General features: G+C 73.0%; 18 protein-coding genes. 7 read left to right on the top strand and 11 right to left on the bottom strand.

Translation table 11 applies throughout. The annotated features are described in order from the left end of the window. Positions 1–236 precede the first annotated feature (236 nt). On the top strand, positions 237–1,904 hold the full coding sequence (locus ACIA8R_RS08485; RefSeq protein WP_397037376.1) for a DUF885 domain-containing protein: 1,668 nt from the start codon (positions 237–239) through the stop codon (positions 1,902–1,904). Here the strand turns inward: ACIA8R_RS08485 and ACIA8R_RS08490 are convergent. The 11 genes from ACIA8R_RS08490 to ACIA8R_RS08540 all read right to left on the bottom strand — a co-directional run bounded on the left by ACIA8R_RS08490 (position 1,884) and on the right by ACIA8R_RS08540 (position 16,743). Then, positions 1,884–3,134, bottom strand: a complete 1,251-nt coding sequence (locus ACIA8R_RS08490) for an amidase (RefSeq protein WP_397037378.1) — start codon at positions 3,132–3,134, stop codon at positions 1,884–1,886. The genes ACIA8R_RS08485 and ACIA8R_RS08490 overlap by 21 nt on opposite strands. Then, a complete protein-coding gene (locus tag ACIA8R_RS08495) occupies positions 3,131–4,333 on the bottom strand; it encodes a CaiB/BaiF CoA-transferase family protein (RefSeq protein WP_031169941.1) in 1,203 nt (400 codons plus the stop codon). The genes ACIA8R_RS08490 and ACIA8R_RS08495 overlap by 4 nt, the downstream gene beginning before the upstream one ends. Beyond that, positions 4,317–5,546 (bottom strand): methylaspartate ammonia-lyase, encoded by a 1,230-nt coding sequence (locus ACIA8R_RS08500; protein ID WP_364101082.1) that lies wholly within the window; start codon positions 5,544–5,546, stop codon positions 4,317–4,319. Before ACIA8R_RS08500 ends, ACIA8R_RS08495 begins: the two co-directional genes overlap by 17 nt. After that, positions 5,546–7,486, bottom strand: coding sequence for a prolyl oligopeptidase family serine peptidase (locus ACIA8R_RS08505; RefSeq protein ID WP_397037381.1), 1,941 nt, complete (start codon positions 7,484–7,486; stop codon positions 5,546–5,548). Before ACIA8R_RS08505 ends, ACIA8R_RS08500 begins: the two co-directional genes overlap by 1 nt. A 126-nt stretch (positions 7,487–7,612) precedes the next feature. Next, positions 7,613–9,226: a helix-turn-helix domain-containing protein gene (locus ACIA8R_RS08510; protein WP_364101076.1), complete on the bottom strand. Its 1,614-nt coding sequence runs from the start codon at positions 9,224–9,226 to the stop codon at positions 7,613–7,615. A 451-nt stretch (positions 9,227–9,677) separates the two neighbouring features. Then, positions 9,678–10,793, bottom strand: a complete 1,116-nt coding sequence (menC, locus tag ACIA8R_RS08515; RefSeq protein WP_397037383.1) for an o-succinylbenzoate synthase — start codon at positions 10,791–10,793, stop codon at positions 9,678–9,680. Between the two features lie 10 nt (positions 10,794–10,803). Next, positions 10,804–12,318 carry a serine hydrolase domain-containing protein gene (locus ACIA8R_RS08520; protein WP_397037385.1) on the bottom strand — a complete coding sequence of 505 codons (1,515 nt, stop codon included), beginning with the start codon at positions 12,316–12,318 and terminating at the stop codon, positions 10,804–10,806. Continuing rightward, positions 12,302–13,507, bottom strand: coding sequence for a pyridoxal-phosphate dependent enzyme (locus tag ACIA8R_RS08525; protein WP_397037387.1), 1,206 nt, complete (start codon positions 13,505–13,507; stop codon positions 12,302–12,304). The genes ACIA8R_RS08520 and ACIA8R_RS08525 overlap by 17 nt, the downstream gene beginning before the upstream one ends. 1 nt (position 13,508) lies before the next feature. Beyond that, positions 13,509–14,327, bottom strand: coding sequence for an HpcH/HpaI aldolase/citrate lyase family protein (locus ACIA8R_RS08530; RefSeq protein WP_397037389.1), 819 nt, complete (start codon positions 14,325–14,327; stop codon positions 13,509–13,511). Beyond that, the gene (locus ACIA8R_RS08535) at positions 14,324–15,304 is read right to left on the bottom strand and encodes a MaoC family dehydratase (RefSeq protein ID WP_364101066.1); all 981 of its coding nucleotides are present in this window, start codon (positions 15,302–15,304) and stop codon (positions 14,324–14,326) included. Before ACIA8R_RS08535 ends, ACIA8R_RS08530 begins: the two co-directional genes overlap by 4 nt. Beyond that, complete coding sequence (locus ACIA8R_RS08540; protein WP_397037391.1) at positions 15,301–16,743, bottom strand: leucyl aminopeptidase family protein; 1,443 nt, start codon at positions 16,741–16,743, stop codon at positions 15,301–15,303. Before ACIA8R_RS08540 ends, ACIA8R_RS08535 begins: the two co-directional genes overlap by 4 nt. Before the next feature lie 187 nt (positions 16,744–16,930). On the opposite strand from ACIA8R_RS08540, the gene ACIA8R_RS08545 reads away from it, so the two are divergent. The 6 genes from ACIA8R_RS08545 to ACIA8R_RS08570 all read left to right on the top strand — a co-directional run bounded on the left by ACIA8R_RS08545 (position 16,931) and on the right by ACIA8R_RS08570 (position 21,756). After that, entirely contained in the window at positions 16,931–18,058 is a 1,128-nt protein-coding gene (locus ACIA8R_RS08545; RefSeq protein ID WP_364101060.1) for a M20/M25/M40 family metallo-hydrolase, read from the top strand. A gap of 14 nt (positions 18,059–18,072) precedes the next feature. Beyond that, positions 18,073–18,837, top strand: a complete 765-nt coding sequence (locus ACIA8R_RS08550) for a GNAT family N-acetyltransferase (protein ID WP_397037393.1) — start codon at positions 18,073–18,075, stop codon at positions 18,835–18,837. Further along, complete coding sequence (locus ACIA8R_RS08555; protein WP_364101054.1) at positions 18,834–20,153, top strand: M20/M25/M40 family metallo-hydrolase; 1,320 nt, start codon at positions 18,834–18,836, stop codon at positions 20,151–20,153. Before ACIA8R_RS08550 ends, ACIA8R_RS08555 begins: the two co-directional genes overlap by 4 nt. A 27-nt stretch (positions 20,154–20,180) precedes the next feature. After that, entirely contained in the window at positions 20,181–20,402 is a 222-nt protein-coding gene (locus ACIA8R_RS08560) for a hypothetical protein (protein ID WP_364101051.1), read from the top strand. Then, a complete protein-coding gene (locus ACIA8R_RS08565; protein WP_397037396.1) occupies positions 20,399–20,614 on the top strand; it encodes a hypothetical protein in 216 nt (71 codons plus the stop codon). The genes ACIA8R_RS08560 and ACIA8R_RS08565 overlap by 4 nt, the downstream gene beginning before the upstream one ends. 281 nt (positions 20,615–20,895) lie before the next feature. Next, entirely contained in the window at positions 20,896–21,756 is an 861-nt protein-coding gene (locus tag ACIA8R_RS08570) for an ABC transporter permease (RefSeq protein ID WP_397037398.1), read from the top strand. Positions 21,757–21,774: the final 18 nt, after the last annotated feature.

A 21,774-nucleotide genomic window follows, 5' to 3' on the forward strand; every position in this document is an offset into this window, starting at 1 on the left:
GGAAATCGAGACACGAAAAGTGCGATTTCGGACCATTGGCGTGTGACTTCCTCTGCGGCCGGCGGGACGAGCCAGCTCGGCGCTGGGTGATGTAACCCACGATTGAAGCCACAGCGCGGCAGCGATTCTTGTCCAAGCCCACAAAGGTGCCCGTGCTCGATCGTGGCCAGACCCAAGCCCCACGGTCGCCCCTCACTTTAACGTCGTCCGTCAGACCGTACCCGACTAGGTGAAACATGGATCAAATGACGGAGGGGTCCGGGTTGGTGGACGTCGAAAGCCTCGGCAAGCGATACCAGGAGCTCCGGTACCGCACGGCGCCCACCTGGGCGCACCTGATCGGTGAGTACTCGGTGGCAGGGCACTTCGAGGACGTCAGCGCGACCGCCGAGGCGGCCGAGCTCCGCGAGCTGCGCGAGGTGGCACATGCCGCCGCCGCGCTCGCCCGTACGCCGGACGGCACACCCGTCTCGCTCGACGGCGCGGTCCTCGCCTGGCAGGCCGCGACCAGAGCCGACGTGCTCGAACACCGGTTCGCCGAGCTCGACGTCGACCCGCTCTTCGGGCCGGTGACCCAGTTCCCGGGCCAGGTCGCCAAGCTGGCGCTCCCGTCCGCCGAGGTGGCCGGCGCCCTGCCGAAGAAGTACCGCGGCTTCGCGCGCAATCTGCGCGACAGGCTGGAGCGTCTCGCTGCGGGCCGCGCGGCCGGCCGTACCCCGGTCGCCTTCGCCGTGGCGGACACCGTGGACAGGGTGCGGAAGTGGCTGCACACCCCGCTCGAGGACGACCCGCTGCTGGCCGTCGACCGCGCCGCGCGCACGGATCACCTGCGCGCGGTGGTCGGCGAGGTGGTGCGCCCCGCGCTGGCCGACTATGCCAACGCGTTGACATGGGAGGTCGCGCCGTCCGCGCGGCCCGACGGGCGGTGCGGGCTGTGCTGGCTCGACGACGGCGATCGCGTCTACGCCGCCCTGGTCCGCTCGCACACCACCACCGACCTCCACCCTGACCGCATCCACGAGATCGGGCTCGCCCAGGTCGCGGCCCTGGACGAGGAGTACGCCGCCCTCGGCCGGGAGGTCTTCGGCACCTCGGACGTGGCCGCCGTCATGGCCAGGATGCGCGACGACCCGGCCCTGCACTTCGACGACGCCGCCGGCCTCGTACGCGCCGCGGAGGTCGCCCTGGCCCGGGCGACCGACCGCGCCGCGGGCTGGTTCGGGCGGCTGCCGCGCGCCGCGTGCGCGGTCGAGGCGGCGACGAGCGGATCGCTCGGCCAGTACATGCTTGCGCCGAAGGACGGCTCGCGGGGCGGGACGTTCGTCATCAACGTCTCCGATCCGCATGCCTGGGCCCGGTACGAGGTTGAGGCCCTCGCCTTCCACGAGGGCGTTCCCGGGCACCACCTGCAGATGGGCCTCGCCGCCGAGCTCACCGAGCTGTCGGAGTTCCGCCGCACCACCACGGTCACCGGCTTCCTGGAGGGCTGGGGGCTGTACGCCGAACGGCTCGCCGACGAGATGGGCCTCTACAGCAGCCCGCTGGACCGGCTGGGCATGCTGTCGTTCGACTCGCTGCGGGCCTGCCGCCTGGTCATCGACACCGGCCTGCACGCCAAGGGCTGGAGCCGGCAGCGGGCCAAGCGCTACCTGGCCGAGCACTCACCGCTGAGCCCGGGGCACATCGACGCGGAGGTCGACCGGTACATCGTGACGCCGGGCCAGGCTCTGGCCTACTTGGTCGGCCGGCTCGAGATCGTGCGGATCCGGCGGGAGGCGGAGCGCCGGCAGGGTGCCGGCTTCGACCTGGCCCGGTTCCACGACGTGGTGCTCGGCGCGGGGCAGCTGCCTCTGCCCTTGCTGGAGGCGCACGTCGCCGCGGCACTACCAGGCGTCGTCGGGTAGTGCGCCGGGCGGGCGGCGGCGATGCCAGTCGCTGACCGCCTGCACGGCTTCGCCCACCATGAGCAGGGCCCGGTCGGCGCCGCGCCGGCCGACCAGCTGTGCGCCGACCGGCAGCCCGGCCGGCGAGGGCGACACCGGCAGGCCGACGACGGGCAGGCCGGTGACCGACCAGCAGCCGGTGAGCTGGTTGATCCGCCGGCTGACGAGGGTGAGATCGCCGTCCCCGGCAACGGGCGCGACGAAGGGCGTGGCCGGCACGGCGATGACGTCGGCCTCGGCGAGCACCTCGTCGACCCGGGCCCGCCAGACGGAGGCCACCGCGAGCGCGCTCTCGATCTCCTCGGTGGTGACCCGGCGGCCCGCCTCGATCCGCCCCTTGATCCCGGCGCAGACGCGGGCGTCGTGCCAGTACGGCCGGAGGTGGCGGATCGCCTCGGAGTTCTGCAGCGCGGCCATCGCCTGGTGCACCCGATCGACGTCGCGCAGGGCCACCCGCCGGATCTTCGCGCCGTGCGCGCCCAGCAGGTCGAGCAGATCGCGGAAGCCGGCGGCGACCGCGGGCTCCAGGTCGTCGAGGAAGTACTGCTCGGGTACGGCCACGGTCAGGCTGGACAGGTCCCGCGGCGGAAGGGGCCGCGAGCCCGTGCCGGCCATGACCTCCAGGGCGATACGGGCCTCGGCCGCACTACGCGCGAGCGGCCCGACGACGTCCATGCTGGGGCTCAGCGGCGTCACTCCCAGCGTCGGCACCAGCCCGTGGCTCGGGCGCAGCGTGGTCACCCCGCAGAACGCGGCCGGGTTGCGCAGTGAGCCGCCGGTGTCCGTGCCGATCGCGAGCCGGACCAGGCCCGCGGCGACCGCGACGGCCGACCCGCCGCTTGAGCCGCCGGGGATCCGGTCCAGGTCCCACGGGTTGCGGCAGGCGCCCCACGTGTCGTTCTGCGTGGTCGCCCCGAAGCTGATCTCCTCGAGGTTCGCCTTGGCGACGATCCGCGCGCCGGCGGCCCGCAGCCGGCGCACCACCTCCGCGTCGATCACCGCCGCGGGCGGATGCGGGTCGCGGAGCCCGTCGGTGCGCACCGTCCCGGCGACGTCGATGTTGTCCTTGACCGCGATGGTCCAGCCCGCCATCGGGCCGTTCTTCCCGGCCGCGATGTCGTCCTCGATCAGCTGGGTCAAAGCGTTCAGCCGGGCGGCGAGCGCCACCACGGCGGCGGGAGCGCCGCTCACCGTTCACCGCCGAAGGCGCCGCCCCGTGCAAGATCGGCCAGTTCCGCGGCGCTCATGCCGAGTTCCTCCCGCAGGATCTGCTCGCGGTGCTCGCCGAGGCCCGGCGCGCGGTCCGGCGCCGGGTTCTCCCACCAGGCGCGTCCCGCCGTGCGCACGTGCCGTACCGTACCGAAGCTGGGGTGGTCGGTGTCGACGACCAGGCCGCGCTGCGCGGCCTGCGGCTCCTCGAAGGCCTCGCGCAGCCCGTTGACCGGGCCGCACGGCACGCCCGCCGCCGACAGCAGGCCGACCCAGTGGTCGGTGCCGTGCCGGGACAGGGCGGAGTCCAGCACCGCGTCCAGCTCGGCCTGGTGCGCCTGGCGGCCGGCGAGCGTCGCGAACCGGGGATCGGCGGCGACCTCGGCGACGCCCAGCACCTTGGTCAGGCGCTCGAAGAACACCGGCTTGACGCAGGCGAGCATCAACCAGCCGTCCGCGGTGGGGTACGCGCCGAACGGCACTACCGAGGGGTGCGCCGACCGGGTCTTGCGGCGGGTCTCGTGCCCCCGGGTGAGGAACCAGGTCGCCGGGTAGGAGAGCATCGCCATCGCCGTGTCGAAGAGGCTGACGTCGCACTCGCCGCCGACGCCGTCGCGCCGGGCGACGTGGATCCCAGCCAGCAACGACATCGCCGCGACGACTCCGCCGCAGTAGTCGACCAGCGAAAGGCCGCTCTTGGTCGGCGGTCCGGCCGGGTCGCCGGTCAGGTCCATCCACGCGGCGAGACCCTGGACGACGTAGTCGTACGCCGGCTCCGCCCGCCGCGGCCCGGTCATCCCGTAACCGGACAGCGAGCAGACCACCAGCCGCGGATTGAGGTGGCTCAGGTCGGCGTACCGGAGGCCGAGCTTGTCCGGCACGTCCCCGCGCAGGTTGTACATGAGCGCGTCGGCGCCCTCGACGAGGCGGTGCAGCACCGCCACGCCGGCCGGAACCGAGAGGTCGAGGCAGATGCTGCGCTTGTTCCGGTTGAAGCTCTGGAAGAAGAGGCTGTCGTCGTCCTCGGCGAACGGCGGGACATGCCGCCCGATGTCGCCGCCCGTACGCGCGTCCTCGATCTTGATCACGTCGGCGCCGAGCTCGGCGAGGTGCAACGATCCGAATGGGCCGGCGCCGTACTGCTCGACGGCGATGATCCTGATGTCACTGAGTCCCGTCACGTCTGCTCCTGTGCTCGATGACCGCGTGGGTGCGTGCCATCTCGTTCCTGGTCACCATCACTGCCTCGTCGACGCCCATGCCGGGCCGGGCCAGCAGCACGTCCGCGCCCGCGCCCATCGCGACGTGGGTGGCGATGCGGGCCGACAGGTCGGTCTCGGTGCACGACCCTCCGAGATACGCCGCGACGCCCGCGGCCCGGCAGGCGAGAACGGACCGCACGGCGTCGTCGAGGCTGCCGACGTCGGGCATCTTGATCTGGATCATGTCGGCCGCCCGCGCGTCGAGGAAGGCCAGCACGTCCTCGTGGGTGTTGCACCACTCGTCGGCGACGATCTGGACGCCGGTTTCGTGTTCGCGCAGGCGCAGGAGGACGTCGATCTGGGCCTCCCGCGACGCCGCGCGCATCGGCTGCTCGACGCGCAGCGGGAACGGCGCGCACTTCTCGGCCAGCCGGGCGAGGAAGCCGGCCACCTCGGCCGTGGAGGGGAAGACGTCGCCGAGGGTGCCGTAGCAGTCGATGTGGATCACCGGCTGGTAGTCGTCGTCCGGGCGCCGCGCCAGCACCCGGTCGCGTACCCAGCCGACATAGTCCAGCAGCAGGTGGCCGCCGGGCCCGACGAGCAGATCGGCGTTGTTGATCAGCCCGTGCGGCAGGCTCTCGACCCGGCGCAGCACCATCCGGTCGACCGCGCCCCGCCGGTCCTCGCCGGACTGGGCGAGCAGCGGGACTGGACCGATCGGATCGGCGCCGCCGTACTCGGCGGCGACCACCTCGGCCATCGTGCGCCGGGTGGCGTTCGCGGCCGCATCGAGCAGGGCCTGGCTGACCCCGTACGCGACCGCTCGTGGCAACCCGAGCGGCGCGATCAGGGCGGAGGTCTCCCGGAACGAGTCCACGGTCGCGTCCAGCAGGGCGTCGCGCAGCACCGGCAGCCAGCGGTCGCGGGCCGCCTCCGCCAGCAGGACGGGCTCGCGTCCGGAGCCGCCGGCGTACTGCACCGACACCCCGGCCCCGGTGGCCACGCGGTCGTCGTCGAGGAAGAGCAGAATCTGCAGCGACTCGCTGGGCTGGCGGATCGCGCGGTAGCCCAAAGTGAGCGCGGGGCCGTCGTAGAAGTAACCGTCGCGTACCGCCCCGGCCTTGATCGCCGCCTGGTCGTCGTTGCTGTAGGTGCCGATGCCGGGCACCACCAGAATCCCCGAGACGCGCATCAGCCGGCGTACCTTGTCACCCAGTCCACGACCCGGGCGTTGTAGTCGCGCCGGAACCGGGGCGGGCTGTTGAACAGCATGTTGTGCGACGCCTCCGGATAGATCACGATCTCGGTCTGCACGCCTAGCTCGCGCAGCGCCGTGTGCCACTGCCTGGCCTGGTCGAGCGGGCAGCGGACGTCCGCACCGCCGTGCAGGAGCAGCGTGGGAGTGCGTACCTCGGCCACGTGGGTGATGGGCGACATCGCCGCGTAGTTCTCGGCGTCCGCCCAGAACGCGCCGCCCCACTCGCTGGTCGACAGGGCGCGCCGGTTGTCGGTCGTGCCGGCGGCGCTGCGCAGATCGCTGATGACGCCCCCGCCGACGGCCGCGGCGAACCGGTCGCTGCGGCTGGTGAGGTAGCAGGTCATGTAGCCGCCATAGCTGTAACCGGTCACCGCGATGCGGTTGTTGTCGACGAGCCCCTCGGCGACGAGCTCTTCGAGGGGCTCGAGGAAGTCCGCGGTGTCCGAGGTTCCCCACCGGCCACTCACGGCGCGGGCGAACTCCTCGCCGTAGCCGTCGCTTCCCCGCGGGTTGAGCAGCAGTACGGTCCAGCCGCGCGCGACGAGCTCGTGGTGGTAGAGGTGCACGGCGTCCGCGGCGCCGTTCCAGGCGTTGTGCGGGCCGCCGTGGATGTCCAGCAGCAGCGGCTGCGGGCCGGTGGCGTCGGGGTCGCGCATGACCCATCCGGTGACGGCCGTCCCATCGGAGATGGTGAAGGTACGCTCGCCGCGCGGGGCCGGACGCCGGTCGCCGAGCCGCTCGCGATGGTTGGTCAACTGGGTCGACGTGCCGGTCGTGAGGTCCAGGACGTAGATCTCGCCGAACGTGTCCGGCCCGTTGCCGATGAACGCGACCAGTGTGCCGGCCACGCTCAGGCTCGAGACGTTCCGGTCGGGCGCCGCGAGCAGCGCGGTGGGGGTACCGCCGGTCTCGGGCATGGTGTACGGCACGACGTAGCCGCCCTCGCGCACGCAGAACAGGACCGTCCCGAGCTGCGGCACCACGCGCGGCGTCGAGCCGGGATAACCGGGCGCGCCGTACATGACCTGCCGGTCCATCTGCTCGGTGAGGTGCCGGGCCGTGCCGTCCGCCGGATCGACGAGGAGCAGGCCGGTGAAGCGCGCGGGCCCCTCCGGGTGGCCGCAGACCAGCAGCCGGGTGCCGTCACCCGTCCAGGCGAGCGGCCCGGCGCTGCCGGATAACGGGCCCGCCGGCCGCGGGACCCGTCCGGGGTCGCCGAGGTCGAGGGTGTACGCGGCGGATTGCCGGGTGAGGTCGGCGTCCGCGGACATGGCGGCGGAGAAGGCGATCCGGGTGCCGTCCGCCGACCAGGCCGCCCCGGATGCGCTCCACTCGCCGGCGGTGATCTGCTCGCATCCGCCCGTGCCGACGTCGGCGATGTGGATGTGCTGCCGCGGGGCGCTCAGCACGCCGGCGCCGTCAGCGTAGTAGTCGAGGCGACGGCTCACGACCGGCGCGCCCCACGCCCACGTGCCCTCGGACTCCGGGGGATCGGCCGGCGCGGTGAACAGCAGCCGCGAGCCGTCCGGGCTGAACGCCGGGGCGCCCGCTCCGCCGGGCCGGCGGGTGAGCTGCCGCACCTCGGACGTCCCGACGTCGAGCAGCCAGATCTGGGGCCGGCCGTCGGTGGTGCGCAGGAAGGCGAGCAGCCGGCCGTCCGGCGACCAGGCCGGGGCGCAGTCGCCGACGCCGTCGGTCAGGCGGCGCGGGTTCCCGCCGCCGGTGGGCACCAGCCACAGGGTCTGCTCGACGCGGTCCGCGTCGAGGTCGTCGGTCTGGACGACGTAGGCGACCGCGCTGCCGTCCGGGCTGATCGCCGGTTGCTTGGGTACGTCGATCCGCCGGATGTCGTCGACAGTCAGATAGCGGTTCACACCGGTCCTCTCGTCGGTTGCCTGGATGCCGGACACCGCTGATCGTCACAAGTCCGGGGGCGGCGGCGCTGGTGTCGCGGCACGAAATTGCGGGCGCCGGCTAGCGCCGCGCGACGAGGCTGCCGGTCAGGAGCGCATGAAGAGCCGGAACTGGAGCATCAGCGACAGCCGCTCGTCGTGGTTGTCCAGGCTCATCCCGGAGACCTCCGCGACCCGCTTCAGGCGGTAGCGGAACGTGTTGGGGTGGACGTGCAGCGACGCCGACGCGGCGATGTTGTCGCCGAAGTGGTCCAGCCACGCGCGCAGTGTCGGCACCAGGTACCCGTGGCGCTCGTCCTGCTCGACGAGGCGGGCGAGCGGCCCGCTGAGGCCCATCCCCCGCGCCGACACCAGGTCGGCCATCTCCATCATGAGCAACTCGTACGCGTGCTCGACCGTCGAGCAGACGCGGTCGCCTTGCTGCGCGCTGCGGGCCAGCCGCAGCGCGCGGTCGGCCTCCTCCCGGGCCCGCGGGAGGGCGTAGGCGTCGGGCGCGACGGCGCTGACCCCGATCACCGCGGCGGACCGCCGCCCTACCCGGGCGAGGAAGTCCTTCGCCATCCGCTGACCGCGGTCCGAGTGCGGGTCGGCGGCAGGGGGCAGCGGAACGATTCCGTACACGATGTCGCCGACCAGCGCGGCGGAGGCGCCCGGCTGGACGGTGCCGAGGTGCATGTCGAACGCGTCACCGATGCGCAGCAGCTCGGCCGCGCGGTCGCCGCGCAGGCGTGCGGGCTCGTCCTCGCCGTCCGGGAGCGCGACCGCGAGCACCAGCATCGGGCGGTGGGGCAGGCCCAGCCGGGCCGCGACCTCCTCCGCCTCCGGGCCGCCGGCCAGGACCTGGGCGGTAAGGTCCGAACGCATTCGGCGCTCCACGTTGGCGTTCGCGCGGTGGCTCAGCAGGTGCACGGCGACCGTGCCCTGCAGCTCGCGGAAGGCCTGCATCCGCTCGTCCGAGAGCGGACCGGGGACCGCGGCCCACACTGAGCCCAGGATCTCATCGTCGGCCCGGATGCCCAGCACGACGCGGGGCATCGTGAAACCGCCGTACCCGCTCTCGGGCGGATCGACGAAGAGCGGCTCCTGGGTGCGGTACAACTGGCGGAAGATGCCGCGCTCGGTGAGATCCTGCGTGGCCCAGGGCGTGACCTGGCGGTTGAGGATCGCGCCGATGCGCGACGGGTCCGCCTCCTCCTGCCGGATCGAGAAGGCGAGCACCCGGGAGTCCCGGTCCTCGACCGTGACCGGCGCGTCGAGGATCTCGGCGATGGCGTTCGCCAGGGCGAACAGGTCGCCGGTCGGGACGCCACCGAGCGGCGCCGCGAGCGCGGGGCCGGACGAGCCGTTCACCAGCGGCGCGAGGGTCGCGGCGAGCTGGATCCAGGAGTTCTCGTTGCCAAGCGCGAGCACCGGCACGACGGTCCGCGGGCCGGTCAGCGAGGCGACGACGCTCTCGTGGACGATGAGCGCGCCGCCCTGGCGTGCCACCCGCTCGCTGAGGGCGGTGAGCTGCTCACCAGCCTGGACCCCGACGGCAAGAACCAGGGGGCGCCGCGACCAGGCGACCTGGTCGGCCGGGTCGAAGATCACCAGGCCGTCGACGATCCGGTCGAGGTCCTGGCCGTCGAACGCCGGGCGGAGCAGGGTGTGGCCGGCGTCCTCCAGGATCCGGGCCAGCGTGATCGACGGTCCGTCTGCCACGACGGATGCTTCCGGCTGTTCCGGGCGCTCCACAACCGTGATTCTAGCCACGGCCGATTTGCCCGATCTTGTTCCACGGCACTATCGGCCTGCTCGATCTGGTGCGGCAGCACCATCTTCACGGGGCTTCGGGGTTACTGCGGGATGGGCGGTAGCGGTCGCCGCTGTCTGTGAGGCCGCCGAATATCGGCGTTTCATCGGTCTGCTCAGCCCGAGGTTGGTGGGTGGTCCGGGTGCGCGGTGGTCGGTCGGATGCGCGGGCAGGCCGGTGGGGTGTGTCCGGGCCGGCCGGGACCCGGGGTCGGCCAGAATCGCGAACATCCTGCTCTCGGGCACCAGATGACCCACCAGCGCGGCGGCGTCGAGAAGCTCCCGGTCTGCACGCTCCACACCCCGCACCCAGACTCGGCATGAATCACTACAGACGAGACGCCGATTCTTCAGCGGCCTCCTATAGAGGCAGCCACTCGGTGTGAACTGTTGCTGCGGCGAGGGCTTCGGGGTCGGGGGTGACGCCCAGGCCCGGGCCTTCCGGGACTGTCATGTAGCCGTCGCTGAGTTCGAGGGGTGGGGTGATGTCCTGGTGGTAGAAGCGCGACGAGGCGGAGATGTCACCTGGTAGCCGCATGCCGGGCAGGGCGGCCAGGGCGGCGTTCGCGGCGCGGCCCAGGCCGGTCTCGACCATGCCGCCGCACCAGACCGGGACGTCGTGGGCTTGGCAGAGGTCGTGCACGCGCCGGGCCTCGAGGTAGCCGCCCACCCGGCCGGCCTTGATGTTGACGACACGGCACGCGCCCAGTCTGATCGCGTCGGCCGCGGCCCGGGCGGAGGTGATCGACTCGTCCAGGCAGATGGGGGTTCGCAGGTGGCGGGCCAGCTCGGCGTGGCCCAGCACGTTCTCCTCGGCCATCGGCTGCTCGATGAGCAGCAGGCCGAAATCGTCCAGTTTCCGGAGTTGGTCGACGTCGGCGAGCGTGTACGCCGCGTTCGCGTCGACCTGCAACGGGATGTCGCCGAACGCGTCCCGGATCGCGCGCACCGCCGCGACGTCCCAGCCTGGCTCGATCTTGAGTTTGATCCGCCGGTATCCGTCGGCCAGGTAGGCACCGACCGCGGTCACCAGCTCGTCGAGGGTGTCCATGATGCCGACCGAGACGCCCGCCGGCACCGACGTGTGGACGGCGCCGAGCGCGCGGCTCAGCGGCATCCCCAGACCCCGTAGCTCGGCGTCCCAGACCGCCATCTCGAGCGCCGCCTTGCTCATCCGGTGCCCGCGGAAGCGATCCAGCGCGGCGCTGACGAGGTTGACGTCGATGGCGGGCAGGTCGCGCAGCGCGGGCACGAGGAAGTCGCGCAGCGTGATCATCGCCGCGCCGACGTACTCCGAGGCGTACAGCGGGTGCTGGGCGGCGACACACTCGCCCCAGCCCTCGGCGTCGGCGGTGACGGCGCGGAGGATCAGCACGTCTTTGGTCGTCTGGGTGCCGAAGGAGGTGCGGAACGGCGACACCAGGGGCAGCCGGAGCCGCCGCATCTCGATGCCTTCCAGCGCGGATACCTTACCCATCAGGGTCACCTCAGTCCTCGGTCCGGGTCAGGGGGATGTTGGCGTACGCCGGGCCGGCGTCGCCGACCGTCAGCACCTCGCCGGTCGCGGACAGGTAGCGTCCCGGGCCGGCGGCGGTGAGCTGCAGGGTGATCGGGTCGTCGAGGGAGCCTCCACTGGGCAGGTCGATCACGGCGTGGTCCCCGTCCTGCCGCAGGCGGTACGGCGCCATCGGCACCTCCCCGACCCGGGATTCGTAGTCGCCGGCCAGGCCGGGTTCGAGCGTCGACGGGCCGAGCTCGGGCACGGCGGTCCGGTACCGCACATCGCCGGTGACGGCGTCGAGCTGGTAACGGACGTGCCCGGCCGCGTCGCGCAGGAACACGGACCGGCCGTCGACGCCGTGAAGTTCGCCGTCGCGGGCGACGATGTCCCGGATGTCGCCAAGGCGCCCGACGTACCGGCCGGCCGCGTCCTGCGGGTAAGGCGAAACCGCCGCCGGGGGTGGGGTGGCCTGCGAGCCGTGGCCGTCCGCGAGCCGCCGGACGATGTCGGCCGCCAGCTCGTTCTGCAGGTCGTGGTCCACGGAGTTGGTGAGCACCGCACCGCCGACGCCGAGGTCCGGCAGCCAGAACACCTGGCAGAGGAAGCCGAAGCCGGCCCCGCCGTGGTGCAGCACCCGGACCCCGGGCGCCCAGCGGTCGACGTAGAGCCCCAGCCCGTACCCCTGGGTCTGCTCCTCGGTCAGCCTCGGGAAGTCCAGGTGTTGCCGGGCCAACTCGGGCCGTAGGACGCCGTCGCCCTCGCGCAACTGGAATCGCAGGTAGCGCAGTACATCCGCCACGCTGGTGTAGAGACCGCCCGACGGCACCATCGGCACTCGCCGGGGCACGTCGCGACCCGCGCGGGCGAACGTACGGGAGTGCCCGAGCGTCCGGTCCTCCTCGCCGTCGAAGGCGCCGAAGTCGAACGTCGACCGGGTGAGACCGAGCGGCTCGAACAGCCGCCCGCGCATGAACTCGGCGAACGTCTCCCCCGCCGCAGTGGCCACCACCTGGCCGGCGAGGTCGATCCCGAGGTTGGAGTACTCGTGGTGGTGGCCGACGGGGAACCGCAGCCAGGTCTCGGAGATGCTGGCGAGGTGCTCCTCGAACGTGGCGTCGCCGACCTCGTAGTTGGACCCGACCGGCGCCTCGTGGGTGAAGCCGGCGGTGTGGGTCAGCAGGTGGCGCAGGGTGATCCGGCGTTCGGGCCGCTCCTCGAAGTCGCTGTGTACGGTGAAGTCCGGCAGGTGGCGCAGGATCGGCTGGTCGAGGTCGACCAGGCCCTCCTGCACGGCCAGCAGCACGCCGGTCGCGGTCACCAGCTTCGACGTCGACTGGACGCTGAACATGGTGCGGACGCCGATGCCGCTGCCGAATCCCTCGGCCCACAGGACGCCGTCGGCATCACACAACCCTACGGCGACCCCCGGAATCCCCCGCGACCTCGCTTCGCGGGGAACGGCTTCGGAGAGGTACGCGATGAGCTCATCGACCCGTGACATGACCCGCCCCTTCTTCGGTACGACCCCGCGCCGTCGACGATCCGGCCAGGACCGCCTCGTATCCGGCCGGATCGGTGACCCCCTCGGTGTCGAAGAGGACGAGCGTGGATCTGGGCCGCAGCAGCGAACCCGCCCGCGAGTCGAGCCGCAGCCGCCGGAGACCGGCCAGACCGGCCGCGCCGCTCTCGCTGGTCGCGACGCCGAGCGCGGCGAGGTCGCGGACGGCCGCGGCCACCTCGAGGTCGGAGACCCGGGTGGCGGCACGGACGCCCCGCTGCAGCGCCGGCCATGCCACCAGCGAGACCTCGCCGCAGTTGAGCCCCGCCATCGTGGACTCGTGCGGTCCCGGCACCGTCACCCGTTCCCGGGCCGCCAGGGACTGCCATAGGCAGTCGGCCGCAGCCGGCTCGGCGGTGACGACGCTGCACGACCCGCTCGCGAGGCTGCGGACCGCGGCCGAGGCGAACGCGCCCACACCCACCGGGACGAGCGCCAAGTCGATCGACGCGTCCGAGCCGAGCGCCGCGGCGAGCTGGCGCCGGGTCTCGGCGAAGATCGTCGAGTAACCGGCGGCCACGGCCTCGGGGATCCGGGTGTACCCGGGCCACGACGTGTCCGAGACGAGCAGCTCGTGCCGACCGTCGGACCGGTCCCGCTCCGCGCTCTCGGCCGACCGGCGAACGGCGTCGTCGTACGATCCGGCGACCACCTCGACCTCGGCGCCCTCACCGCGGATCGCATCGACGCGTGCCTCGGCCATGTCCGCGGGCACGAAGATCCGGCTGTTCAGGCCCAGCCGGCGCGCCAGGTACGCGACGGCGCGGCCGTGGTTGCCGTCCGTGGCGGTCGACAGGACGATCGAGGCGCGCAGGGCGCCGGCCGCCTCGGCGAGCGCGTCGAACGTCGGGAAGGGCACGCGGCCGATGTGACCGGCGATCGCCACGCTGACGGCCCAGCTCGCACCGACGACCTTGAACGACGGCAGGCCGAGGCGCTCGACCTCGTGCTTGACGAGCACATGCGCGACGCTGACCTGGTCGGCGATCGCCGGCGCCGACACCAGCGCGGACTCGGCGAATCCCGGGATCGATCGGTGAAAGTGCTCGATCGCGTCCGGAGGGCGTTCCGCCCAGCCGTCGAGGGCCGACCACGCCGGATTCCACAGGACGTTACTCTCGAAGTGCGCCATCTCAGTCCCCAGTTCCCCTTTTCTCATCGATGGCCGAGCCAGCCACAATCCGGCGCGCGCGCTCGACGACCGGGGCGTCGACCATGACGCCCCCGACGGCGACCGCACCCTGCCCGGCCGCCGCGATCACCTCGCGCGCCCAGGACACCTCCTCCGGCGACGGCGCGAAGGCGGCCCGGATCGCGCCGGCCTGGACCGGATGGACTGCGAGCTTGCCCGCGTAGCCCTCGCGGCACGCTCGCCCGGCGTCGGCGAACGTGGCGTCGTAGTCCCGCAGCGCCATGGTCACCCCGTCCACCGGCGCGGGCTTCCCAGCCGCGCGGGACTCCAGAGCCAGCCGGCTCCGGACCTGCCTGACGACGTCGGACTCCTGCTCGCAGCCGAGATCGAGGGCGAGGTCGACAGTGCCCAGCATGAGCCGCTCCACCCGCTCGACGGCGAGCATCTCGGCGACTCGCCCGACGCCGACGGCGGACTCGACGAGGGCCGCCGACGGCACCGGGAGCAGGTCGCACACGCGTTGCAGGTCCGCCGCCGACTCGGCCTTGGGCACGACCACGCCCCGCAGGCCCGCGCAGCCGACCAGCGCGCGCAGATCGTCCGCATGCCACGATGATCCTGCCGGGTTCACCCGTACCCAGGCGGATCCGCCGGCGGCGAGCCAGCCCGCGACGTGGTCCCGGGCCGCCGGCTTGGCAGTCAGCGCCACGGCGTCCTCCAGATCGCAGATGATCTGGTCGGCGGCGCTCGCGGCCTTCGCGAAGCGCTCAGGGCGGTCGCCCGGGACGAAGAGCCAGGCCGGGCCTCGTACGGTGCTCATGCGACCAGCGCCGCGAAGGTCCAGTCGAGGACGGCTCCGCGACCGGCCACCGACGTCTGGGTGTTGAGCACGGCGATCGCGGTGCCGTCCCGGTAGGGCGTGACGCCCCGCACCGTGACGCGGCTGCGCACCGTGTCGCCTTCGAAGACGGGCGCGACGTGGTCGCATGCGAACCACTCGGTCACGATCACCAGCCCCGGGACCATCCGGCAGGTCTGGCTGAGCGCGAGCCCGATCGTGTGCCCGCCGTAGACGAGCCGACGGCCGCCGGCGGCCTCCGCGTCGTGGTGCACCGCCGCGATGTTGACGGTGAGCCGCGCCAGTTCCGGCGCGCTCGAGACCACGTCGCCGGCCGCCAGCTCGAAGGTGTCGCCAGCCGACGGCGGACCGCCGGGCGAGGGCGCCAGCGGCTTGAGCGACCACTGCGCGAGCCAGTCGGGGGCCGTCGCCACGTCCGGCACGGACGGTGCGGTGAAAAGGCCGTCGGCGTGGGGGCCCGCCTCCGGGGCCGGTCCGGACCCGTCGCGGCAGGGCAGCAGCGCGCACCGGTCGAAAGCGAGGATGACACGTCCGGTCTGGTCCCGGGTCACGATGCTCAGCACCGCCTTGCCGCGCTCGGGCCGGTCGGGCCGGGACCGGACCCGGCGGAGAGCGACGACCTCGGTCGAGGTGACGAGGGTGTCGCCGAGGTACGGCGTCGCCCGCGGCCGCAGCCCCCGGTAGAAGAGGTTCGCCACCACCTGGCGGGTCACGACGCTCGACTGGCCGACGGCCACGTCCCAGACCACGCCGGGATACGCGAGGCCGGGACGTCCGGTGACCCGCTCGGCGAGCGTCTCGTCGAGGCAGAGCCGGAGCCGGTCGCCGAGGATCGCCCGGTGCTGGGCATGGAGCCCGGCATCCAGCGTGACGGCCGGCGCGGTGAAGGTGTCGCCGACGGCGAGATCGTCGAACCAGGGACCGTCCACGACGCTCATGCGTCCTCCTCCAGTGCCGGCACGCCGGCGGTCAGGTAGCGGGTGAGCAGGCGCACCCCGCGGCCGTTGGCGCCTGCGGCCCACCGGGCGTCGGCGGCCGGGTGCATCACCGTGAGCCCGAGGTCGAGGTGCGCCCACGGCACGCCGGACGCGAACGGCTCCAGGTACAGCGCCGCGGTGATGGCGCCGTACGGCTGGGGCGCGTCCGGGTCGAAGTTCCGGGTGTCCGCCACGTCGGAGGCGAGGGTGGCCCGGTAGGGCTCCCACATCGGCATCGCCCACCCGGGCTCACCGGCCGCGCCGCCGGCGGCCAGCACCCGCGCCAGCAGGGCGTCGTCGGTGCCGAAACCGGCCCACATGTCGGGGCCGAGGCCGGTGACCGAGGTCAGCGTCGCCAGGTCGACGATCGCGGCAGGGCCGGCCTCCACGGCGTACGCCATGGCGTCCGCGACCACGAGCCGTCCCTCGCAGTCGGCGTTGGTCACCTCGACGGTCCGGCCACCGCGATGGCGCAGGACGTCCCCGATCCGGACCGCGTACGGGCCCGGCATGTTCTCGGCACACGGCAGATAGGCCCGTACCGGCGCGTCGGAGCCCAGGCGGGCCAGCGCGACGAGGGCGCCGAGAACGGCGGCGGCGCCGGCCATGTCCGCCTTCATGGTGAGCATGCCCCGGGTGGGCTTGAGCGACAGGCCGCCCGCGTCGAAGGTGATGCCCTTGCCGACGAGCGCCGTGTGCGGGCCGTCGCCTCCGCGTCGCAGCTCGATCAGGCACGGCGGATGCACGCTTCCCCGGCCCACGCCGGCGATGCCGCCGAATTGCTCGCGCTCCAGCGTCGCGGCGTCGTGTACGCGTACCTCGAACCCGAGCGCCTCGCCGAGTTCCTGGCACACGGTCGCCAGCCGCGCCGGGACGAGTTGGCCGGGCGGCGTGTTGATCAGGTCCCGAGCGAGGTTGGCGGCCGCGCCGAGCGCGACCCCTTCCCGGACGGCATGCTCCGGTCCCCCGTGCCGACGCGGACCGGGGTCGAGCCGGGCGAGCAGGTCGGCGACGGTCCAGTCGGGGCGGTATCGGTACGTGCCGAGGGTCCAGCCCTCCGCCGCGGCGACCGCGCAATCCGGGTCGGCCTCCCAGCACCCGATCGCGTCGAGCACCGCCGGCGCGGATCCGCAGTGCCGGGCCGCCGCCATCGCGGCCGCCCGCACGTGGTCGAACGCCAGACCCGGCCGGGGATCACCGACGGTCACGTAGACGAGGTCGGGGCCGTCGAGGATGGGGACCCGGGCCACGTCGCCGGGCTCGGCAGGGCCGAGGCGAGCCCCGATCGCGTGCACGTCAACATCAACGCCGGCCTCCGCGAGGAAGCCGGCCACCGGGGCCGGCACCGCCCCATCGGTCCCGACCGGCACGACGACCACGTCCGCCACCCGTTCCGTCACCTGGTCCTCCTGAACACGCGGGCCGCCCGCTGCGACCCGTCTCGTTTGAGCAAGCTAACCGGCGGCGCCGGCCGCCGTCGGTGTCGAACACCCAACCTCGGGACCGCCTTTCATGTCGGGCCACAAGAGTCGCCACCGCACCCGATGAAACGTTGACGGCGCCGTCCAAAGCGCCGGAGGAAAACCCATGAACGCACCGTCCGTCAGCTCCCGCTCCCGGGTCGCCGGCGTCGTCGCGGCGTCGGTCCGGATGATCCGCTGCGAGTCACCCTCCACCGACCTCGCCGCGGTCGCCCGCAGCGCCGACTGCGTCGCGCGGGTCGGCGAAGAGATCCTGGGCCGCCCCGCCGAGCCGATCGTCACCGCCGGCCGCACCCACCTGCGCTGGCGGTGGGGAAAGGAACCACCTCGCGTGCTCGTGCTGGGCCACCACGACACCGTCTGGCCGCTGGGCACGATCGACACGATCCCCTGCACGGCCGGCGACCGGATCCGCGGGCCCGGGTGCCTGGACATGAAGGTGGGCCTCGCCCTCGCCTTCCACGCCATCGCCGCGCTCGACGACCCATCCGGGGTCACCCTGCTGGTCACCGGTGACGAGGAGCTCGGCTCTCCGACCTCCCGCGAGCTGATCGAGGATGAGGCCAGGGGCTGCGCTGCGGCCCTGGTACTGGAGGCCGGCGACGACTCCGGCGCCCTGAAGACCGAGCGCAAGGGCCGTGCCCACTACGAGCTGACCTTCGCCGGACGCGCGGCCCATGCCGGCCTGGAACCGCACCTGGGCGCGAACGCGCTGATCACACTGGGCGCCGCCGTCGGCGCCGTCGCCGCGCTGGCCGACGACGCGGCGGGGACCAGCGTGACGCCGACGATGGCTTCCGCCGGTACGGCCGTCAACACGGTGCCGGACCGGGCCACGCTGACGATCGACGTTCGCGCCCGGACCACCGAGGAGCTGCGGCGGGTCGACACCGCGATCCGCGGCCTGGCGCCGGCGAACGGTGACGTCGCCATCGAGATGGAGGGTGGCATCGACCGTCCGCCGCTCGATGCCACGATGACGGCCGGGCTGTTCGAGCGGGCCCGCGCCGTGGCGGATCGGCTGGGCATCGGCCCGCTCGCCGGCGTCGCGGTCGGCGGCGGATCGGACGGCAACCTCACGGCCGCTGCCGGGGTGCCGACCCTGGACGGCCTGGGCGCGGTGGGCGGCGGGGCGCACGCCCGCCACGAGTGGGTCGACGTGGCTCGGCTCGGCGACCGTCTCGCCCTGCTGACCGGGCTGCTCGCCGACCTGCTCGGCGAGGCCGGGCGATGACGCCGGAGCACGGAGTGTCAGTCCGCGAGGCGGCCGGGCTCGCCGACCTCGAGGCGATCGCCGCCCTCTTCAACCGGGTCTGGGACGGCGCGCCCGACTCCAGCCAGATCACCGTCGCGTTGCTGCGCGCCTTCAGCATGACCGGCAACTACGTCGCTGTCGCATTCGTCGGGGAGCATCTGGCCGGCGCCGCGGTCGGATTCCTCGCGCCGCACAACGGATCCCTGCACAGCCACATCACCGGGGTCGAGGCGAAGTACCGCGCCCAGCAGATCGGCTACCTGCTCAAGTGCCACCAGCGCGACTGGGCGCTGGGCCACGGCATCGGCTCGATCACCTGGACGTTCGACCCCCTGGTCCGTCGCAACGCGTACTTCAACCTGGTCAAGCTCGGCGCCCGGGCGACGGACTATCTGCCCGACTGCTACGGCCCGATGCACGACGGGCTCAACCGCGGCGAGGCCAGCGACCGGCTGTTCGTCGAGTGGGACCTGCTCTCCCCCGCCGCCGTCGGGCCGCCCGAGGGCGAACATCGGCCGCTGATCACGGTCCGCGACGACGCGCTCCGGGTGGTGCCGTGGACCGGCGGGCCCGCCTTCGTCCCGGTCCCCGAGGACATCGAACGGGTCCGGGTCGAGAACCCCCTCCTCGCGCGGGCCTGGCGTGCCCACGTACGGGACGTGCTGGCCGGGGCCCTGGCCGACGGCGCCGAGATCGCCGCCTTCGACCGGCGGCACGGCTACCTGATCACCTACCCAGCCAAGACAGGAGAACGATGAAAGACCACCCGGACGTCGTGACGATCTGCTCCGACCTCATCGCGATCGACACCAGCAACTACGGCAAGGCGGGCAGCAAGGGCGAACTGGCCGCGGCCGAGTACGTCGCCAGTCTCCTGCGCGGGGCGGGGTACGACCCCGAAATCATCGAGTCCGCGCCGACCCGGGCCAACGTCGTTCTCCGGGTCCCCGGCGCCGACCGATTGCTGCCCGGCCTGCTCGTCCACGGGCATCTCGACGTCGTCCCCGCCGAGCCGGAGCGGTGGACGGTGGCGCCGTTCGAGGGCCGGGTGGCGGACGGGTACGTGTGGGGCCGCGGCGCCACCGACATGAAGGATACGGTCGCGATGATGCTCGCCACCCTGCTGCGGTGGGCGGCCGACGCGACCGGACCACGACGCGACGTGGTCTTCGCCTTCGTCGCGGACGAGGAGGAGGACGGTGCCCTCGGCGCCGAGTGGCTGGTACGCAACCGACCCGAGCTCTTCGCCGGGGTCACCACCGCCGTCGGCGAGTCGGGCGGGCGGCCCGTGCCGGTACGGGCGCCCGACGGGACGGTACGGCGGTTCTACCCGATCGCTGTCGCCGAGCGCGGCTCCCTCCACATGCGCGTCCGCGCCACCGGTACGGAGGGCCACGGGTCACGCCCGAACCCGGACAACCCCGTCGCCCGCCTGGTGACCGGCCTGGCCCGGATCTCGGCGCACCGGTGGCCGCTGGCGCTGACGCCACCGGTGCGCCGGCTGCTCGACACCGCCGTGCGGACCCTCGGCCTCGACGCCGACCTCTCCTCCGACGAGGGCGTCGAGGCCGTCCTCGACCGGATCGGGCCGCTGCGCGAGTACGTCGAGCCGTCGCTGCGCTGCTCGACGAACGTCACCGTGCTCGACGCGGGCTACAAGTTCAACGTGGTACCAGGCGAGGCGCACGCCGAGATCGACGTACGCTCGCTGCCCGGCACCGAGGACGAACAGCTCGCCATCATCGACGAGTTGCTGGGACCGTCCATCACCCGGTCGTTCCTGTCCTACCGCCCCGCGATCGGGGCCGGCTGGGACAACGCCTGGTACGACGCGATGGCCGCGTCGGTCCTGCGCCACGACCCGGACGGCGTGATCGTCCCGTTCTGCATGGGCGGTGGCACCGACGCCAAGCCGTTCGCCGAACTGGGGCTGGCGGGCTTCGGCTTCGCCCCGCTCGGTGAGGACCCCGACGGCCGCACACCAGCCGGGATGCACGGCGTCGACGAACGCGTGCCGATCGCGTCCCTGCGCAGCGGCCTCGACGTGCTGGACGACTTCCTGCGCACGGTATGACCCGCTAACGCCCTGCCGTGGGACCGGTTGCATCCCCGCCTGACCCGCCGGGCCGCCTGGCTGGACCACGGCGACCTGCCCGTGCTGGAAGGCACGCTGATCCGGCTCACGGTGCGGCACCTGCCCGGCGACCGTGACCCGAAATCGTTGTGGCTGTGGTCGTCCCGCACCGGCGTCTGTCCGTCTCATGGGGACAACCTCTGGCAGGCGTTCCTGCGCAGGTTCGACCTTTCGTGTCGGGGTCGGTGAGGCCGAGCAGAATCCGGAGCGGCGGGGAACCCGCGGCTGGTGATTTCGCCGGGGCGCTGCGGCGGGTCCGCTCCTCCAGCCTGCCGCGCGAGCACCGGCGTCTCCAGGAGTTCGGGCAGTCATCGTTCATCGGCAAGATCCTCATCGTGGAGCGCGAGGCCCTGCCGGAGCGGGCCGCGGTCGTGCTCGCGCGTGAGCCGATCGGGTTCTGAGCGCGCACGGCTGCCCGGCCAGGATCCGACGATCAGCGGATCCTGGCCACCGCTCCGGTGACGGGCTGGGGTTGGGGATCAGGTTGAGCATCGGGGAGACCCGCTCGACCCCGTCATGCAGCGTCGCCGCCTCCTCGTAGCGCAAGCCGTCCGGGTGCACCCGGACGGGCCCCGACGCCCGGCTAGGCATATATCCGATATAGCTAGTAGGAAATGTTGACTTTAGGTGAGCGTCGCCGTAGTTTCGTGGTCATGAGCCCCCCGACCAGGCGTCCGAGGCGGTGACCTCGCCCACCTCGACGGCCGCCCCCTCGACCGCCGTTCCCGACGGCGGACCGGCGTCCGTCACCCGGCGATGGCGGCCGGCGACCCGCAGGACCATGGTGCGCGGGCTCGCCGGGGCCGCGCTCCTCGGCCTGTGGCAGCTCGCCGCGGCCGCGGCGGCCAATCCCTCCTTCATCCCCTCTCCCGGTGCCGTGTGGGAGCAGTTCCTGCGGTTGTCCACGACGCACGACGGCATCCGCGGTTACAGCGGCAGCCTGCTCGTCGAGCACTTGGGCATCAGCCTGCGGCGCATCCTCATCGGATCCGCGATCGGTGTGGCCGGCGGGCTCGTCGTGGGCGTCGTGCTCGGCACCGTGCCGTGGATCCGCGTCGTGGCCGAGCCAGTGGTCACCTTCGTGCGGGCGCTGCCGCCGCTGGCGTACTTCAGCCTGCTCATCATCTGGTTCGGCATCGACGAGACGCCCAAGCTGTGGCTGCTGGCGATCGCGGCGCTGCCACCGGTCGCGGTGGCCACCGCCGCCGCCGTGCACGGCGCGCCGTCCCACCTGGTCGAGACGGCCAGGGCACTGGGCGCCTCGCGGCGGGACGTCATCCGGGACGTGGTGCTGCCCAACGCGCTGCCGGAGATCTTCACCGGCGTCCGCCTGGCCGTCGGCATCGCGTACTCGTCCGTGGTCGCCGCTGAGACGGTCAACGGCGTGCCCGGCATCGGCGGCATGGTCCGGGACGCCCAGCGTTACCTGCAGACCGACGTCGTGGTGCTGGGGCTGCTGGCCATCGGACTGTCAGGCCTGCTCATCGACGGTCTGCTGCGGGTCGCGGAGAAACGGCTCATCCCCTGGCGGGGCCGCTCGTGACCCGCCGCACGTCCCTCG

This window comes from Nonomuraea sp. NPDC051191 (genome assembly GCF_044455665.1).
Lineage (GTDB): Bacteria > Actinomycetota > Actinomycetes > Streptosporangiales > Streptosporangiaceae > Nonomuraea.